The following is a 16,885-nucleotide window of genomic DNA, read 5'->3' on the forward strand; positions in this document are numbered from 1 at the left end:
CGCCCGCCCAACCCGAAGGACCAAGCACCGTGGCAGACCGACCCGTCATCGCCGTCGTCTACGACCTGGGCGCGGTGAGCCCGCTCACCATCGTCGACCACCTGGAACCGCTCGGCGACGTGCTCATGGCGCTGCGCCGGTCCGAGCACACCGAGCTCAACCGCGCGCTGATCGAGGAACTGGCCACGGTCGTCGACCTCGCCCCGGACCACGACGTCGCCGCCGAGGAGCTGCGCCGCCACCGCCCCGACGCGCTGCTCACCTTCAGCGAGACCTGCCTCGGCGACGCCGCCGAACTCGCCGAGCGGCTCGGCCTGCCGTTCCACTCGGTCGAGACGGTCGGGCTGCTGCGCGACAAGTACGCGATGCGCGCCCGGCTGCGCGAGCACGGCGTGGACGCCGTCCGCTCCGCCCGGCTGGAGGGCCCCGCCGACTGGCCGGCCGCGCTGGCCGAGGTCGGCCTGCCCGCCGTGCTCAAGCCCGCCACCGGGCAGGGCAGCCGGGACACCCACCTGATCACCGAGGAGGCCGCGGGCGCCCGCCTCGCCGAGGAACTGCTGACCGGGCCGGACGCCGGCCCGATGGTGCTGGAGGAGTACCTGCGCGGCCGGGACTGCGGCCCGTTCGGGGACTACGTCTCGGTGGAGAGCGCCGTGGTCGACGGCGAGGCCACCCACTGGCAGGTCACCGGCAAGTACCCGCTGCTGCCGCCGTTCCGCGAGCCCGGGCAGTACTGGCCGGCGCCGATCGACGAGGCCGAGCGGGCGGCCGCGCTCGCCCTGACCACGCAGGTCATCGCGGCCCTGGGCATCCGCACCGGCATCACCCACACCGAGCTCAAGCTCACCGCCGAGGGCCCCCGGCTGATCGAGCTCAACGGCCGGCTCGGCGGCTACCAGTCCTGGCTCGCCGAACTGGCCGGCGGCCTCGACCCGATGGAGCTGGCCGGCCGGATCGCGCTCGGCGAGAAGGTGGAGGTCGGCCACGCGCCCACCGACCGGGTGTACTTCGTCCGTTCCATCCAGACCCCGCGCGAGGGCGGCCTGCTGAAGGCCGTGCACGGCCTGCGGGAGGTGCTGGACCTGCCCGGCGTCGAGGGCGCGACGGTGATGAGCCGGCCCGGCGAGCAGCTGCCGCCGACCGTGTCGACCGCCGAGCTGGTCTCCGTCACCGGCATCGTCGAGGACCACGCCGCGATGCTGGCCGTCGTCGAGCAGGCGCTCGGCAGGCTCACCTTCACCATCGAGGGGCCGGACGGCGAGCGGACCCTGACCTCCGCCGAGTGCGAGGTCTGACCCCCCGCCTCCGGGACCGGGCGGCGGCCGACCCCGCCGCCCTCCGGTGCCTCAGCGGTCGATCAGCGCGAAGCGGGAGGCGAACACCCCCGCCTGGAAGCGGCTGTCCACTCCCCAGTCCCGCATCAGCTCGGCGATGTGCCGCCGGCAGGTCCGCACCGACATGTTCATCCGGTGCGCGATCGCCTCGTCCTTGTGCCCGGCCGCGAGCAGCCGGACGATCCCGCGCTTGACCTCGTCGCCGCTGTCCCCGTAGCCGAAGCCGGTGTGGGTGAACGGGCGGGCCTGGCTCCACTCCCGCTCCATCGTGCGGTACAGGTACTCCACCACCACCGGCTCGCGGATCACCATCGCGCCCGGCTCGCCGTCCTGGGTGCGGTCGGGCAGGAAGGCGATCCGCCGGTCGAAGATGATCAGCCGGTCGATCACCTCGCCGACGGTGCGGATCTCCGAGCCGGCCTCCGACATCCTCGTGAAGTGCATCTGCACCACCGGGCTGGCCAGCACCACGTGCGGGTACAGCGCGCGCATCCGCACGCCCCGGTCCAGCAGCTGCAGGTCGCGCGGGCGGCTGTCGACCAGCGTCTCCTCGCTCAGCGCGGTCGGCTGGCTGACGAACACCTCCTCCGAGCAGGCCCGGGACACCTCGCTGAGCATGCTGCGGACCTGCTCCACGTCGTGCAGCAGCTCGATCGCCACGCCCCGGCCGCGGTCCCGCCGGGCCTCGAAGTAGGTGGACTGCAGCGGCAGCAGCATCGCCCTGGTCCGCTCGGCGCGCATCCGCCGCTCGTGGATCTCCTGCTCCAGCGGGCCCACCAGCTCGGCCACCGCCGCCTCCGGGCTGGCCGGCACCCAGCGGCCGGGCCCCGTCCCGTGCAGCAGCCGCAGCTCCAGCAGCGCCGCCAGGGCGGCGTCGAAGCGCTCCGGCGGGAGTCCGTCGCGCCGGTCGGCGGCGATCAGCACGCCGTCGCGCAGCGCCTGTTCGTACAGGACGGTCGCGTCGGGCGTCAGTTCGGCGGCGCCGCCGGTCTCCGGGTCGGTCATGGTGCTCCCCCCGCGGTCACTTGCTGCCAGGCAAGTTTATGACAGCGTCCGGACATCGATCCGGGCCCCGGGATCGGCAAGGCTTCTCGCATCCCCAGTCGAGCAGCCCGTTCGGGCAGCAGCGTCGGTCGCCCCGTCGACCGCATCGCCGACCGCCCGCCGAACGCCCCGGAGTGGAGCCTTGCAGACCGCCTCGCACACCGCCTCGCACACCGCCCTGCAGACCGTCGAAGTCCGTACGGACATCCCGCAGTTCCTGCCGGTGGCCGGCCACCACGTGCCGGCCCCGTTCTACCTGACCGCCGACATGTTCGGCGGCCTGCCGTTCCAGCTGGCCGGCGGCTCGATCGACCACCTGGTCGGCAAGCCGGTCGCCGACCCGCACCGGCACGAGGTCGCCGAGATCTACTTCCTGGTCTCGCCGAACCCGGGCGGCGCGAAGATCGACGTCACCGTGGAGGGCGAGCGCCACGAGCTGAGCTCCCCGGCGATGCTGCACGTCCCGGCCGGCGCCGAGCACCAGTTCCTCACCAAGGAGGCCGAGCCGGGCAGCTACTGCTTCGGCATCCTGCTGGGCGACAAGGCGTGACCACCGCCCCGGCCCCCGCCCCGGCCGCGGCCCCGGCCCGCCTGCACCTGAGCGAGAACCCGTACGGCGCCAGCCCGCTCGCCCTCGCCGCCGCCCGCGACGCCATCGACCTGACCGAGATCTACCCGGACCCGGCCCGGCAGAGCCCGACCGCCGCCCTCGCCGCGCACCTCGGCGTGGCCGAGGAGCAGATCGCCGTCGCCAACGGCAGCGACGAGCTCGTCCTGCTCACCGCCCTCGCCCTCGGCGACGTCACCCGGCCCGGCGTCACCACCGCCGGCACCTTCCCCGGCTACCGGATCTGCCTGGAGACCGCCCGGCGCGGCTGCACCGAGATCCCGCTCGCGGGTACGGAGACCGACGCCGAGCGCTTCGCCGAGGCGCTGGCCGGCGCCGGCATCGGCTACCTGTGCAACCCGCACAACCCGACCGGCGCCCTGCTCTCCCGCGAGCGCTTCGACCTGCTGGTCGCCGCCGCCGAGCGCACCGGCACCCCGCTGGTGGTCGACGAGGCCTACCTGGAGTTCACCCCGGCCGGCACCCCGCAGCTGCGCGACTACCTGGACCGCGGCGCCCCGGTGGTCTCGCTGCGCACCTTCTCCAAGGCGTACGGGCTGGCCGCGCTGCGGATCGGCTACGCGGTCGGCCGGGCCGACCTGATCGCCCGGCTGCGCGAGGCCCAGGGCACCATGCCGTTCAGCGTCAACCGGGCCGCCCAGGCCGGCGCCGTCGCCGCGCTCACCGACCCCGAGCACCTGGCGCGGGCCGTGCGCCGCAATGCCGAGCGGCGCGAGCGCTTCCGCGCCGACCTCGCCGCCCGGGGCCGCCGCTCGCTGCCCTCCGTCACCAACTTCGTCGCCGTCGCCGTGCCCGACTCCGCGGCCGCCGAGCACCTGCTCGCCGAGCGGTACGGGATCCTCGTCCGCGACGCCGGCCGGTTCGGCCTGCCCGGCTACCTGCGGGTCTCGCTCGGCCCCGACGAGCAGCTGGACCGGCTGCTCGACGCGCTCGACGAGCTCGCCCCCGTGCGCTGAGCCTCCGTTGGGCCGCACCACACCCTCCCCCGTACCTGTAGGAGCACCCCTGATGACCCACGTCGTGATCGTCAACCACGAGGAGCAGTACGCCGTCTGGCCGCGCCGGGCCGAGCTGCCGGCCGGCTGGCGGGCGACCGACTGGACCGGCGACGAGCGCGGCTGCCTGGAGCGCGTCGCCGAGGGCTGGACGGACCTGCGTCCCGCCTCGGTGCGCGAGGCCGTCGCCGAGGACGCCGCCCGCCCGGCCGTCCAGCTGCTGACCGCCGGCCCGGTCCAGCTGCGCGAGGTGCTGCCGGCCGAGGCCGAGCAGCTGCGCGACGGCGGCACCGCCGGGCTCGACTGGCTCGGCGGCACGCCCGGCGACGGCACCCGGGTCGCCGCGAAGATGCTGGCCGGCGCCGCCGCGGCCGGCCTGCTGCGGCCCGGCTGGGGCATGTACCTGCTGGTGCGCAGCGAGGACGCCGTCGCGGTCGGCGGCATGGGCTTCCACGGCGCCCCGGACGGCGGGCAGGTGGAGATCGGCTTCGACCTGGTCGAGCCGGCCCGCGGCCACGGCTACGCGACCCTCGCGCTCAGCGAACTCGCCTGCTGGGCGCTGGCCCAGGACGGCGTCGACCGGGTGATCGCCACCACCACCCCGGACAACCGCGCCTCCCAGCGCGTCATGGAGCGGGCCGCCTTCACCCGCATGCCCGACGCCGACGGCCTGTTCGTCTACCAGCTCACCCACTGACCACCCGACCCACCGCCCCGGGGGAACGTCCGCCCGCCGGTGGCCTTAAGGAGGAGCACCATGGCGTACGCCGCCCCCACCCTGGCCCCCACCGCCCTCGAACCGCTGCCGCAGCCGTACGAGTACCGGCGGCGCGAGGCCGTCGAGCCCGACTGGACCCGCTTCCCCGGCTGGCGCGACGTCACCGCCGCCCAGTGGCGGGACCCGCAGTGGCAGCGCGCGCACTGCGTCAAGAGCGTCCGGCAGCTGCGCGAGCTGGTCGGCCCCGGCCTGGACGAGGCGTTCTACGCCGACGTCGAGGCCGACCAGCGCGACCACGCGACCATGTCGCTGCTGCTCACCCCGCAGGTGCTGAACACCATCGGCCCGGACGGCCCGCCGGAGACCGGCACCTGGTACCGCGACCCGGTGCGCCGCTACATGCTGCCGGTCGCCTCCGACCGCCGGCCCACCCTGCCCAGCCACCCGCTGGCCTCCCGGGACTCGCTGCACGAGGCCGAGATGTGGGCGGTCGAGGGCCTGACCCACCGCTACCCGACCAAGGTGCTGGCCGAGCTGGTCACCACCTGCCCCCAGTACTGCGGCCACTGCACCCGGATGGACCTGGTCGGCAACAACACCCCGCAGATCGCCAAGTACCGCTTCGTGCTGCGGCCCGCCGACCGGCTGGACCGGATGATCGACTACCTGCGGGCCACCCCGACCGTGCGCGACGTGGTGGTCTCCGGCGGGGACGTCGCCAACGTGCCCTGGCCGCGCCTGCGTTCCTTCGTCGACCGGCTGCTGGACATCGAGTCCGTCCGCGACATCCGGCTCGCCAGCAAGGGCCTGATCGGCCTGCCGCAGCACTGGATGGCACCCGAACTCCTCGACGGCATGGCAGAGTTGGCCGCCAAGGCGCGCGGCCGCGGGGTCTCCCTGGCGATGCACACCCACGCCAACGTGGCCCAGCAGGTCACCCCGCTGGTCGCCGAGGCCTCCCGCGCGCTGATGGACGCCGGCCTGCGCGACGTCCGCAACCAGGGCGTGCTGCTGGACGGCGTCAACGCCAGCCCGGAGGCGCTGCTCGACCTGTGCTTCGGCCTGCTCGACAACGCCGGCATCATGCCCTACTACTTCTACCTCTGCGACATGATCCCCGGCGCCGAGCACTGGCGCCTCCCGCTCGCCGAGGCGCAGCGCCTGCAGCACGCGATCATGGGCTACCTGCCCGGCTTCGCCACCCCGCGCATCGTCTGCGACGTGCCGTACGTCGGCAAGCGCTGGGTGCACCAGGTCGACTCCTACGACCGCGAGCGCGGCATCTCCTCCTGGCGCAAGAACTACCGCACCTCCGTCGAGCACGACGACCCGGAGGCGCTGGACCGCACCTACCACTACTACGACCCGGTGCACACCCTGCCCGAGGCCGGCCGCCGCTGGTGGAGCACGCCCGAGGCCCTGGCGCTCACCGGGGGTGCGGCATGACCTCGTCCATGAACCTGTCGATGGGACTGCACCGGGTGCTGGAGCCCGCCGGCGTACTGCCGCAGGCCGCCTGGCGGCTCGACCCGGATCCGACGATCGCCGCCGACGAGGTGCTGGTCTGCGTCGAGGTGCTGAACCTGGACGCCGCCTCCTACCGCCAGCTGCACGACAAGCACCACGGCGACGGCCCGGCGATCCGCGACGAGGTCTGCGCGATCATCGACGAGCGCGGCAAGATGCACAACCCGGTCACCGGGTCCGGCGGCATGCTGATCGGCCGCGTCCAGGCGGTCGGCCCGGACTCGCCGCTCGGCCTGCGCCCCGGCGACCGGATCGCCACCCTGGTCTCGCTCAGCCTCACCCCGCTGGCCGTCTACGACGGGCTGCTCGGCTGGGACGGCCTCAGCGAGCGCATCCCCGCCTCGGGCCACGCCGTCCTCTTCGGCCGCTCCATCGCCGCCGTCCTGCCGCCCGACCTGCCGGACGAGCTGGCGCTGTCCGTCCTGGACGTGTGCGGCGCCCCCGCGCTCACCGAGCGGGTCGTCCGCGCCGAACTGCTGCCCGCGCCCACCGTGCTGGTGCTCGGCGCCGCCGGGAAGTCCGGCTCGCTGTCGCTGGCCGCCGCCCGCCGGGCCGGCGCCGGACGGCTGATCGGCGTGGTGCCGAACGAGGCCGAGCGGCGCGCCCTGGAGGAGTCCGGGCTGGCCGACCTGGCGCTGCTCGGCGACGCCCGCGACCCGCTGGGCCTGGCCGCCCTCCTGGACGCGCACGGCGGACCGGCCGACGTCACCGTGGTCTGCACCGACGTGCCCGGCTGCGAACACCCGGCGATCCTGGCCACCCGCGACGGCGGCACCGTCGTCTACTTCTCGATGGCCACCTCCTTCCCGGCCGCCGCGCTCGGCGCCGAGGGGCTGGCCCGCGACGTCACCATGCTGATCGGCAACGGCTACCAGCCCGGGCACGCCGCCCTCGCGCTCGACCTGATCCGGCAGGAGCCGGGCGTGCGGGCGCTGTTCGACCACCGGCTCGGCGCCGCCGAGCCCGCGCTCGCCGGGAGCCTGTGATGACCACCGCCGTCCGTACCCCCGGCAAGCTCGGCCTCGACCCGGCGCTCGTCCGCCGCGCCCGCGAACTCGCCGCCCGAGCCGGCCGCCCGGTCGTCGACCTCGCCCGCTCGCACACCACCGTCGCCGTCGAGCGCGCCACCCTGCGCCTGGCCGGCCTGAACGGCGCCGACCCCGAGGGCATCCCGTGGGCGAACCGGCTGGTCGACGCCGTCCGCGACCAGGTCGGCCTGGAGCACGGCGTCTGCCTGCCGGTCTGGGAGGCGCTGCGCAGCGGCGAGTACCGCGACCTGACCGACCTGGCCGCCCGCGCCGCCACCCGCACCGTGCCGTTCCGCGTCCCCGAGGGCGACGCCGCCGTACGGTCCGAGGCGGCGGCCCGGACGGCGGTCGGCCGGGGCATCGCCCGGATCGACGAACGGCGCCGCGAACGCGAGGAGTTGGTGCGCCGCTGGGGCAACCCGAAGGGCCCCTGGATCTACCTGATCGTCGCCACCGGCGACATCCACGAGGACATCCGGCAGGCCCAGGCCGCCGCCCAGGGCGGCGCCGACGTGATCGCCGTGATCCGCTCCACCGGGCAGTCCCTGCTCGACTACGTCCCGGACGGCGCCACCCGCGAGGGCTACGCGGGCACCTACGCCACCCAGGAGAACTTCCGGCTGATGCGCGCCGCGCTGGACGAGACCTCGGCCGAGCTCGGCCGCTACGTCCGGCTCACCAACTACGCCTCCGGGCTGTGCATGCCGGAGATCGCCGCGCTGGCCGGCCTGGAACGCCTCGACATGATGCTCAACGACTCCATGTACGGCATCCTGTTCCGCGACATCAACCCGGTCCGCACCTTCGTCGACCAGCGCTTCTCCCGCCAGCTGCACGCCCGGGCCGGCATCGTCATCAACACCGGCGAGGACAACTACCTCACCACCGCCGACGCCGTCGACGCCGCCCACACCGTCACCGCGAGCCAGCTGCTCAACGAGTACTTCGCCAAGGAGGCCGGCCTCGCGGACGGCCAGCTCGGCCTCGGCCACGCCTTCGAGATCGACCCGGCGGTGCCCGACTCGTTCCGGCTGGAGCTCGCCCACGCCCTGCTCGCCCGCGAACTCTTCCCGGACGCCCCGCTCAAGTGGATGCCGCCCACCCGGCACATGACCGGCGACGTCTTCCACGGCTACCTGCTCAACGGCTTCTTCAACCTGGCCGGCGCGCTCACCGAACAGAGCATCCTGCTGGTCGGCATGATGACCGAGGCCGTCGTCACCCCCTTCCTCTCCGACCGCGACCTCGCGCTGCGCAACATCCGCTACGTGCTGGACGCGGCCGGCGGCCTCGCGGAGGACTTCCACCCCGCCCCGGACGGCCTGATCGCCCGCCGCGCCGGCCAGGTCCTCGGCGAGGCGATCGACCTGCTCGAGGACATCCGCGAACGCGGCCTGCTGGACGCCATCGCCGCCGGCACCTTCGGCGGCATGCGGCGCACGGCCGAGGGCGGCCGCGGCGCGGACGGCGTGGTGGCGCGGGCCGCCGGCTACCGCAACCCCGCCATCGACCTCCTGGAGACCACGTGATCACGGCCCCGGACCTGGACCTCGACCTCCCGACGCTGCCCCGCACCGCCACCACCGTCCGCCCGTACGGCGACACCACCGACGACGGCATGGTGCAGGTCTCCTTCACCCTGCCCGTCCCGCACGGCCCGCTCGCCGACGGCGCCGCGCTGCAGCTCGCCCGGAAGATGGGCATCGACCGGCCGCTGCTCGTCCACTCCAAGCCGATCGGGCGGGACTTCAGCTTCTTCGTCGTCTACGGGCCGGTCGTGCACGAGGTCGACCTCGACGAGATCGAGGTCGTCGAGCGGGAGTACCCGCTGCTGACCGCCAAGGAGGCCAACAGCGCCGTCAGCGAACGGCTCGGCCGAAAGCTCGTGGTGCTCGGCGCCTGCATCGGCACCGACGCGCACACCGTCGGCATCGACGCCATCCTCAACATCAAGGGGTTCGCGGGCGAGAAGGGCCTGGAGTACTACAAGGAGCTGAAGGTCCTCAACCTGGGCGCGCAGGTCAGCGTCCCGGAGCTGGTCCGCCGGGCCCGCGTCGAGGGGGCGGACGCCGTCCTGGTCTCCCAGGTGGTCACCCAGCGGGACGCGCACCTCACCAACGTCAAGGAACTCGCGGCCGAACTGCGCGCCGAGTTCGCCGAGCACGAGCGGCCGCTGCTGGTCGTCGGCGGGCCCCGCTTCGACCCGGGCACCGCCGCCGAGTTGGGCGCCGACCGCGTCTTCGGCCGGGGCACGACGCCCTCCGACGTCGCCAGCTACCTGGTGCACGCGCTCACGGGGGCGGAGCTCACGGGATGAGCTTCCGACCGTCCGACTTCCTCAGCGACCCGCACCTGCTGGTCTACCTCGCCGACCCGTTCCTGCTGCACCCCCAACTCCCGTACCCGGAGCCACCGATGCCCACCGCCGCCGCCGACCGCCTGGACACCCGCTTCGCCGACGCCGCCGCCCGCCACCCGGACCGCACCGCCGTGTCCGACACCTCCGGCACTCTGACGTACCGTCAACTCGACACCCTGGCCTCGGAGGTGGCGGATTCCCTCGGCGGCCGCGTCTCCCCGGGCCAGCTCGTCGCCCTGCGCGCCGACCGCACCCGGCACGCCCCCGGCGGCGTCCTCGGCATCCTCCGCTCCGGCGCCGCCTACCTGCCCGTCGACCCCGGCTACCCGGAGGCCCGGCAGCAGCACCTGCTCAACGACTCGGGGGCCCAACTGGTGCTCACCGACGCCCCGTTGCTCCCGGGCGAGGAGCCCGTCGCGACGGTCGGCCCCTTCACCCTCGCCACCCGCCCGGGCGTCACCCCGAAGACCACCCCTGCGGACACCGCGTACGCCATCTACACCTCCGGCTCGACGGGCCTGCCCAAGGGCTGCCTGGTCAGCCACGCGCACGTCCTGGAACTGATGGACGGCGCGGCGCCGCTGTTCGACCTCGGCCCGGACGAGGTGTGGACGATCTTCCACTCGTGGAGCTTCGACTTCAGCGTCTGGGAACTGTGGGGCCCGCTGCTGTACGGCGGGCAGGCGGTGGTCGTCGACCGCGAGAACGCTGCTGATCCGGAGGCCTTCGCGCAGTTGCTGGCGGACCGTGGGGTCACCTTCCTCAACCAGGTCCCCTCGGCTTTCGGCAACCTCGTCACCGAAGCCGCCGCTCTGGGCCTCTCCTTCCCCTCCCTCCGCCACGTGGTCTTCGGCGGCGAGGCCCTCGTCCCCGACGACGTCCGCCGCTTCTGGCAGGCCGGCCTCGGCCCCAACGCCCGCCTGGTCAACATGTACGGCATCACCGAAACCACCGTGCACGTGACCTTCTGCCCCCTCACCCCCGACCTGCTGGACGGCGCCCGCCCCAACCGCACCCCCATCGGCCGCCCCCTGCCCCACCTCGCCATCTCCCTCCGCGACGCCGAGGGAACGCCCGTCCCGGTCGGCCAGCCCGGCGAACTCTGGGTCTCCGGGGCCTCCGTGAGCCACGGCTACCTCGAACGCCCCGAGCTCAACGCCGCCCGCTTCGTCGACGGCCACTACCGCAGCGGCGACTGGGCCGTCGAAGAGCCGGACGGCACCTACTCCTACCTCGGCCGCCAAGACGGCCAGGTCAAGCTGCGAGGCTTCCGCATAGAACTCGGAGAAATCGAAGCCGCCCTCCGAGCCATCCCCGGAGTGACCAGCGCCGCCTGCACCGTCACCCCCGACGCCCAGTCCCTGAGCGCCTACGTGGTCGCCAACCCGGACGAGGTGCCCACCAGGGTCATCCGCGCCCACCTCGCCGACCACCTCCCGGCCCACATGCTCCCCCAGTCCATCCACCACCTCCGCCAGCTCCCGCTGACCCCTCACGGCAAACTCGACCGCACCGCCCTCCTCGCGGCCTGACCCGGTCGCACAGGAAGTCGGCCAGCCCGACTTCCTGCGCACCCAGCCGCGCGCCTTCCGCGGCCCCTTCGTCCAGTCGGCCAGCCCTTCGCCGTACGGGGGTTCGGCACAGGACTCGGCGAAGACCACCTTCAGCTGGTCCTCCAGCTCGCCTGTCTGCTCGCCGTCCAGGAGTCGGATCACGCTTCCACCCCGTCTCGCAGGCGTCGAACGCGGCCGTCCGAGAGCGCTCGGACGGCCGCGTCCAGGCGGTTCCGCTGGCGGACTCGCAGGCTGTCGGCGACTTCCGACGCCGGGAGGAGTGCCGGTGGGCGCAGGCCTCACGTCGAATCCTCCTTGTGACAGCGGGACGATGCGATGCCAGCAAGCGACCACTCCGACAACGGCGCCCATGGCTCAAATCCCGCCGAACTCGCCCAGCTGGACGGCAGGGACCTAGCAACTGGGGATGTCAGCCGTCTTGATGATCTGGCCGGGCCCGATAAACCGGCTGGCCACCAGGATGCCCGCGTCGTGGGCTGCCTGGCCCGCATGGCTGGCAACGGCATCCTCCAGCAGCCACGGTGTGAGGTCCCGCTCGAACGCATCGACGGCCGTCTTCAGCACGCAACTCTCCGTGGCGATGCCGCAGATGTACAGATCCGTCCCGCCGTGCCGGCGAACCAGGTCCGCACCCTCGTCGGTGAACAGGCTGTAGATCGTCTTGTCCAGGACCGCCGTGGCCTTCCGAGCGTGCGGTGACGGGTCCCGGGTGATGCCCGTGATGATCCGGGCCGACTCCGCTTCCACGTCGGGGCGGGGGCTGGCGATGGTGCACCGGCTCACGCGCGGGCAGTGGGGCGTCTCACCACTCCCGCTCGGGAAGGTCGTCCACGCCGATCTCCCGATCGTCGAGCGGTGAAGCCCCTCCCACCCGAGGACTCCGAGGACACGCCCGATCCCGACCCCGTCCAATTCTCATGCTGATGCGCAACCAGCGCCGCGATCTCCGCATCTTCCGGGACGTGGTCCGCGACGACCACGTCCCGGACGAATCGACCACCGCCCTCTCCCCGCACCGGATCACCGGCGACAGCTGGGAGGCCCGCTTCGCCCTCGGCCTGTGCCTGCCCGACGTCTGGACCGCCTGGGACGCCGACGCCGACCGCCTCTGGGTCGCCACCACCGACGCCCGCTCCTGGGCTGCCGTCGACCGGGACCGCGACCGCTTCGCCGTCCACCAGTACGGCCCGCGCCGCCTCTGGGACGAGGTCGAGGCCGCCTACCTCTGGTGGGAGGACCAGGGCTGCCCCGGCCCAGCCGGGGTCAGCGGAAGGCGGGGGCCGGGCGGGAGCGTTCGTTGGCCGCCGTTGCCCGGAACGCGGCGTGCCATGCCGTGGTGAGGCCGTCGCGGGCGGCGGTGAGGGCGGCAGCAGTGTTGCCGCCGGGGACGGCGACGCGCTGGACGACGTCGTCCAGGCCCGCGCCCTCGGCGAGCAGCCGGCCCGCGGCCTGCAGGCTCTGCGCGACGAGCTGTTCCGCCAGCTCCCGCGGCAGCGGGGCGCCGCGCTCCTGCTGCGCGTCCACCATCGCCCGGGCGGCGGCGGCCAGGAGCGCCGGGCCGCAGGAGGCCAGGTCGGTGGCCGCCCGGCCCTGGGCCTCCTCGATCACGAACGGGGTCGAGAAGGCCCGCAGCAGGGCCAGCAGGTCCCTCGTGCCCTGCTCCGTCAGACGCGCACCGGGCACCAGGAGCGTCGCGCCGGCACCGGCCTCGTTGCCCGCGCTCGGGATCAGCTTGGCCACCGGGCCGTCGACGGCCTCCGCCAGCGCCCGCAGCGGCAGGCCGTTGTTGATGGCGACCACCACGTGCCGGAGGCCGAGCCCCGGGCGCAGGTCGTCGAGGACGGACGGCAGGTCCGCGTTGCCCACGCACAGGACGATCACGTCGGCGCGACCGGGCAGGTCCGGCAACGGCAGGACCGTCGCACCGGGCACGGCGGCCCGCAGCCGCGTGACGCTCGCCGGGGAACGCCCGGCCGCGAAGACCCCCTCGGGCCCGACCGCCTTGCTGAAACCGGCCGCCAGGGTCAGCCCCATGCGACCCAGACCGACCACGCCCACCGCCCGATACCCGCTCACGGCCACCAGCATCGCAGACCCGCGTCGGGCCCCGGACGGACAGCGGGCGGCCTACGGGTGCGGGCGGGTCCGCTGCGGCGGGAGGAGCGGGGCGGGGGCGCGGCGGGCGAGGTCGGCGAGGGTGTGGAAGAGGATGTCGCCGAGGAGCACCGGGTCGCGCGAGGTGTCCCGCGCCGGGGTCTCGACGGGGTCGGTGGGGGTGGGCACGGTTCTCTCTGCCGATGTGGTGGCCACGGCCGGTTCCTGCCCGTCGCCGCCGGTGCGGACACGCGTCAACCCCGCCGATCGGCTGGAAAACGACGCCCGCGACCGGGAAGAAGGCCGAAAGACGGCCGGGTGCCGCGGTCGTGACCGGGCCGCCGCCGATGGGCGAAGATGGTCCGGTGACCGAGCCCCTCGCCCCCGCCCCCCGCCTGATCGCCACCGACCTGGACGGCACCCTGCTCTGCGCCGGCGGCACCGTGAGCGACCGCACCGCCGCCGCGCTGGCCGCGGCCGAGGCGGCCGGGGTGCAGGTGGTGTTCGTGACCGGCCGCCCGCCGCGCTGGATGCAGCAGGTGAGCCCGCACATCGGCGGCCACGGGGTGGCGATCTGCTCCAACGGCGGCGCCGTGGTGGACGTGCGGCGCGGCGAGCTGCTGGAGTCGTTCCCGCTGGCGGCCGGGACGGCGCTGGCGGTGGTGGACGTGCTGCGGGCGAAGCTGCCCGGCACCGCGTTCGCCTTCGAGTACCCGGCCGGTTTCGCCCGCGAGCCCGAGTACGCGGTGCCGATGTGGGGCGAGGAGACCGACCACCCGATCGGCTCGGCCGAGGAGCTGCTGGGCCCGGACGGCCGGGTCCGCGGCCTGTTCAAGCTGCTCGCCAAGCACCCGGACCTCGACCCGGACGTGCTGCTGGACGAGGCCCGGGCGGCGGCCGGGCACCTGGCCGAGATCACCCGCTCGGCGCCGATCCCGCTGCTGGAGATCAGCGCGCCGGGCGTCACCAAGGCGAGCACGCTGGCCCGCTGGTGCGCCGGGCACGGGATCGACCGGAGCGAGGTGGTGGCCTTCGGCGACATGCCGAACGACCTGGAGATGCTGGCCTGGGCGGGCACCGCCTACGCCGTCGCCAACGCGCACCCGGAGGTGCTGGCGGCGGTGGCCCGGCACACCGTGAGCAACGACCAGGACGGCGTCGCCGCCGTCCTGGAGCGCCTCCTCGAACTCGCCTAGCCGACCTCGCCTGGCCGAACTCGCCTGGCCAACTCGCCTACCCGAACTCGCCTAGCCGGAGCGCCCGTTGCCGCAGTCCGGGGTCCGCGGCTCGCGCGGCGGCTGCTTGCCGAGCAGCACCACGAACCGCCGGAACGCGCTCTGGCAGGTGGCGTACCGCTCGTAGGCGCGGCTGGACCGCACCTCGGGGAGGGCGCGGGTGCCGGGGACGACCCAGATCCAGCCGATGCCGTCCCGGACGTGGGTGATCCGCGCGGTGAGTTCGGAGGCCCCGGCGCGCAGGCCCTCGAAGCCGCGCTCGGCCTCCCCCGGTGTGTCGAACTGGGCGGCGGTGACCGCGACCACCCGCCCGTTCGGCGCCTTCAGCTGCCAGCGGTACCGCCCGTCCGGAGCGCGCTCGGTCCGGAACCCGCCACGACGTGCCCCTGCTGCGGTGCGACCGCGGCCGGAAGCGTCCACTGCCCCTCCGTCCGGTTTCCCCGCCGATTACCCTCCGGGACGGTGACAAGCTATGTGTGCACACGGAATCCGCGAAAGCCCGGACGGTTCACAACTTGCGCTGTTGGCCGGGAAGTTCTCCCCCGTTCAGCTTCCACCGGCCAGCCAGCAGGGGTCGCAGCCGGAGGTCACAGCCGGGCCGTCCAGCGCACCCGGGTGCCCCTGCGGTGCGGCCCCGGCTCGTGCCAGGCGTCGCCGCCCAGGGCCTCGGCGCGCCGGGTGAGGTTGAGCAGTCCGCTGCGCCGCCCGCCGGCCGGGATGCCGACCCCGTCGTCGGTGACGGTGAGCAGCACGCCGGGGCGCCCGTCGCGGACCGGCGACTCCGGGTCGCCGCCGACCGGCCGGCCGTCGCCGCCGAGGTGGACGGTGGCGTCGATCTCGACGCCGACCCGGGAGGCCCGCGCGTGCCGGGCGGTGTTGGACAGCATCTCCCGTAGTGCGGCGAGCAGTTGACGGCCGGTGTTCTCGCCGACCAGGCTCTCGACCGGCCCGACGAAGCTGACCGAGGGCTTGAAGCCGAGGGCCGCCGCGGCCTGGCTGGCCTCGCGCAGCACCCGGGTGCGCAGGGTGTCGGGGGCGTCGCCGTGGTTGTCGTGCTGGAGGGCGTAGATGGTGGTGCGGACCTCCTGGATGGTGGCGTCGAGCTCGTCGACGGCCTTGCCGATGCCGACCTTCACCTCCGGGACGACGGACCGGCGGGCGGCGCTCTCCAGCATCATCCCGGTGGCGAACAGCCGTTGGATGACGAGGTCGTGCAGGTCGCGGGCGATCCGGTCGCGGTCCTGGAAGACGGCGAGCCGCTGCTGGTCGCGCTGGCCCTCGGCGAGCCGCAGGGCGAGGGCGGCCTGGGAGGCGAAGGCCTCGGCGAGCTGCTTCTCGGAGTCGGTGAACGGCACGGCGCCGCACGGGCGCCAGACGCACAGCCCGCCGAGCACCCGCCCGGCGGCGACCATCGGCACGGCCATGGACGGGCCGAAGGAGCGGGCGTGCCGCATCACCACGGTGGGGTCGCTGGACATGTCGTCGAGGTAGACGCTCTCCCCGGCGAGCAGTCGGGCGGCGAAGCTGTCCTTGGGCAGCAGCTCGCCGCGGACGAACTCGGCCACCTCGCCGGAGGCGTGCGCGACCCGCATCTGCCCGTCGCCGTCGCCGGACCCCTCCGGGCCGGTGGGCAGCAGGATCATGCCGAGCGCGGCGTCGGCCAACTCCCGTACCTGCTCGGCGGCGACGGTCAGCGCGGTCTCGGCCTGCGCGGCGGAGAGCAGCGCGGTGGTGACGGCGGCGGCGCCGGCGATCCAGCGTTCGCGGCGCCGGCCCTCCTCGTAGAGCCGGGAGTTCTCGATGGCGACGCCGGCCGCGGCGGCGAGCGCGTGCACCACCTGTTCGTCCTCGGGGGTGAAGGCGCCGCCGCCCTTCTTCTCGGTGAGGTAGAGGTTGCCGAACACCTCGGCGCGGACCCGGATCGGCACGCCGAGGAAGGTCCGCATCCCGGGGTGGTGCGGCGGGAAGCCGGTGGAGCGTGGGTCGGCGCCGAGGTCGGGCAGCCGCAGCGGCTCGGGGCGGTCGATGAGGGCGCCCAGGACGCCGCGGCCGGCGGGCAGTTCGCCGATCGCGGCGGCGGTCTCGTCGTCGACGCCGACGTGGATGAAGTCGGCGAGGCCGGTGCCGCCGGGGGCGATCACGCCGAGGGCCGCGTAGCGGGCGTCGACGAGTTCGGCGGCGCCGGTGGCGATCCGGTGCAGGGTGGCGTGCAGGTCGAGTCCGGCGCCGATGGAGACCACGGCTTCCAGCAGCCGCTGCATCCGGTCGGTGACGGCGGCGGCGGACTGCAGACGCTCGGAGACCTCGGTGACCAGGGTGTCCAGGCCGAGCGAGGCGATCTCCGGCACC

Annotated in this window: 17 protein-coding genes; 11 read left to right on the forward strand and 6 right to left on the reverse strand. The window is 74.3% G+C overall.

The window, feature by feature from the left end:
* Positions 1–29: 29 nt before the first annotated feature.
* Positions 30–1,295, forward strand: a complete 1,266-nt coding sequence (locus tag VM95_RS15565; RefSeq protein ID WP_045696945.1) for an ATP-grasp domain-containing protein — start codon at positions 30–32, stop codon at positions 1,293–1,295.
* 51 nt (positions 1,296–1,346) lie between these two features.
* On the opposite strand, the gene VM95_RS15570 is transcribed toward VM95_RS15565, so the two are convergent.
* Positions 1,347–2,339 carry a helix-turn-helix transcriptional regulator gene (locus tag VM95_RS15570; protein WP_052706645.1) on the reverse strand — a complete coding sequence of 331 codons (993 nt, stop codon included), beginning with the start codon at positions 2,337–2,339 and terminating at the stop codon, positions 1,347–1,349.
* A gap of 181 nt (positions 2,340–2,520) precedes the next feature.
* Here VM95_RS15570 and VM95_RS15575 point away from each other — a divergent pair, with 181 nt between their 5' ends.
* The 8 genes from VM95_RS15575 to VM95_RS15610 are packed head-to-tail and all read left to right on the forward strand — an operon-like array spanning position 2,521 to position 11,165.
* Positions 2,521–2,928, forward strand: coding sequence for a cupin domain-containing protein (locus VM95_RS15575; RefSeq protein WP_244178787.1), 408 nt, complete (start codon positions 2,521–2,523; stop codon positions 2,926–2,928).
* Complete coding sequence (locus tag VM95_RS15580) at positions 2,925–3,962, forward strand: pyridoxal phosphate-dependent aminotransferase (protein ID WP_045696948.1); 1,038 nt, start codon at positions 2,925–2,927, stop codon at positions 3,960–3,962. Before VM95_RS15575 ends, VM95_RS15580 begins: the two co-directional genes overlap by 4 nt.
* 52 nt (positions 3,963–4,014) lie before the next feature.
* The gene (locus tag VM95_RS15585) at positions 4,015–4,698 is read left to right on the forward strand and encodes a GNAT family N-acetyltransferase (protein ID WP_244178788.1); all 684 of its coding nucleotides are present in this window, start codon (positions 4,015–4,017) and stop codon (positions 4,696–4,698) included.
* 60 nt (positions 4,699–4,758) lie between these two features.
* Positions 4,759–6,165 carry a KamA family radical SAM protein gene (locus VM95_RS15590; protein ID WP_045696950.1) on the forward strand — a complete coding sequence of 469 codons (1,407 nt, stop codon included), beginning with the start codon at positions 4,759–4,761 and terminating at the stop codon, positions 6,163–6,165.
* A complete protein-coding gene (gene kdd, locus VM95_RS15595; protein WP_208615462.1) occupies positions 6,162–7,232 on the forward strand; it encodes an L-erythro-3,5-diaminohexanoate dehydrogenase in 1,071 nt (356 codons plus the stop codon). Before VM95_RS15590 ends, kdd begins: the two co-directional genes overlap by 4 nt.
* Positions 7,232–8,803: a lysine 5,6-aminomutase subunit alpha gene (gene kamD, locus VM95_RS15600; protein WP_045696952.1), complete on the forward strand. Its 1,572-nt coding sequence runs from the start codon at positions 7,232–7,234 to the stop codon at positions 8,801–8,803. Before kdd ends, kamD begins: the two co-directional genes overlap by 1 nt.
* Complete coding sequence (gene kamE / locus VM95_RS15605) at positions 8,800–9,591, forward strand: lysine 5,6-aminomutase subunit beta (RefSeq protein ID WP_208615463.1); 792 nt, start codon at positions 8,800–8,802, stop codon at positions 9,589–9,591. Before kamD ends, kamE begins: the two co-directional genes overlap by 4 nt.
* Positions 9,588–11,165, forward strand: coding sequence for an amino acid adenylation domain-containing protein (locus VM95_RS15610; RefSeq protein ID WP_244178789.1), 1,578 nt, complete (start codon positions 9,588–9,590; stop codon positions 11,163–11,165). Before kamE ends, VM95_RS15610 begins: the two co-directional genes overlap by 4 nt.
* A gap of 435 nt (positions 11,166–11,600) precedes the next feature.
* On the opposite strand, the gene VM95_RS40355 is transcribed toward VM95_RS15610, so the two are convergent.
* Positions 11,601–11,990 (reverse strand): isochorismatase family protein, encoded by a 390-nt coding sequence (locus VM95_RS40355; protein ID WP_244178790.1) that lies wholly within the window; start codon positions 11,988–11,990, stop codon positions 11,601–11,603.
* A gap of 140 nt (positions 11,991–12,130) precedes the next feature.
* On the opposite strand from VM95_RS40355, the gene VM95_RS43730 reads away from it, so the two are divergent.
* Positions 12,131–12,547 (forward strand): methyltransferase domain-containing protein, encoded by a 417-nt coding sequence (locus VM95_RS43730; RefSeq protein WP_157882113.1) that lies wholly within the window; start codon positions 12,131–12,133, stop codon positions 12,545–12,547.
* Here VM95_RS43730 and VM95_RS15625 read toward each other — a convergent pair.
* The gene (locus VM95_RS15625; protein WP_167352928.1) at positions 12,471–13,283 is read right to left on the reverse strand and encodes a pyrroline-5-carboxylate reductase family protein; all 813 of its coding nucleotides are present in this window, start codon (positions 13,281–13,283) and stop codon (positions 12,471–12,473) included. The genes VM95_RS43730 and VM95_RS15625 overlap by 77 nt on opposite strands.
* 51 nt (positions 13,284–13,334) lie before the next feature.
* A complete protein-coding gene (locus VM95_RS42590; protein ID WP_157882114.1) occupies positions 13,335–13,490 on the reverse strand; it encodes a hypothetical protein in 156 nt (51 codons plus the stop codon).
* 158 nt (positions 13,491–13,648) lie between these two features.
* On the opposite strand from VM95_RS42590, the gene VM95_RS15630 reads away from it, so the two are divergent.
* Positions 13,649–14,497, forward strand: a complete 849-nt coding sequence (locus VM95_RS15630; RefSeq protein ID WP_045697059.1) for an HAD family hydrolase — start codon at positions 13,649–13,651, stop codon at positions 14,495–14,497.
* 51 nt (positions 14,498–14,548) lie between these two features.
* Here VM95_RS15630 and VM95_RS15635 read toward each other — a convergent pair whose 3' ends face one another.
* Together VM95_RS15635 and VM95_RS15640 are read right to left on the reverse strand one after the other, a co-directional pair.
* A complete protein-coding gene (locus VM95_RS15635) occupies positions 14,549–14,956 on the reverse strand; it encodes a YegP family protein (protein WP_107072977.1) in 408 nt (135 codons plus the stop codon).
* Between the two features lie 167 nt (positions 14,957–15,123).
* The gene (locus VM95_RS15640) at positions 15,124–16,797 is read right to left on the reverse strand and encodes a sensor histidine kinase (protein WP_425265312.1); all 1,674 of its coding nucleotides are present in this window, start codon (positions 16,795–16,797) and stop codon (positions 15,124–15,126) included.
* Positions 16,798–16,885: the final 88 nt, after the last annotated feature.

The organism is Streptomyces rubellomurinus, assembly GCF_000961885.1.
Classification (GTDB): domain Bacteria; phylum Actinomycetota; class Actinomycetes; order Streptomycetales; family Streptomycetaceae; genus Kitasatospora; species Kitasatospora rubellomurina.

Bases quoted from the DNA above. Each gene is read 5' to 3' on its own strand.
- VM95_RS15630 (WP_045697059.1), top strand. From the start codon at position 13,649: ATGGGCGAAGATGGTCCGGTGACCGAGCCCCTCGCCCCCGCCCCCCGC.
- VM95_RS15570 (WP_052706645.1), bottom strand. From the start codon at position 2,339: ATGACCGACCCGGAGACCGGCGGCGCCGCCGAACTGACGCCCGACGCG.
- VM95_RS15585 (WP_244178788.1), top strand. From the start codon at position 4,015: ATGACCCACGTCGTGATCGTCAACCACGAGGAGCAGTACGCCGTCTGG.
- kamD (WP_045696952.1), top strand. From the start codon at position 7,232: ATGACCACCGCCGTCCGTACCCCCGGCAAGCTCGGCCTCGACCCGGCG.
- kdd (WP_208615462.1), top strand. From the start codon at position 6,162: ATGACCTCGTCCATGAACCTGTCGATGGGACTGCACCGGGTGCTGGAG.
- VM95_RS43730 (WP_157882113.1), top strand. From the start codon at position 12,131: ATGCGCAACCAGCGCCGCGATCTCCGCATCTTCCGGGACGTGGTCCGC.
- VM95_RS15640 (WP_425265312.1), bottom strand. From the start codon at position 16,797: ATGCAGCGGCTGCTGGAAGCCGTGGTCTCCATCGGCGCCGGACTCGAC.
- VM95_RS15590 (WP_045696950.1), top strand. From the start codon at position 4,759: ATGGCGTACGCCGCCCCCACCCTGGCCCCCACCGCCCTCGAACCGCTG.
- VM95_RS15610 (WP_244178789.1), top strand. From the start codon at position 9,588: ATGAGCTTCCGACCGTCCGACTTCCTCAGCGACCCGCACCTGCTGGTC.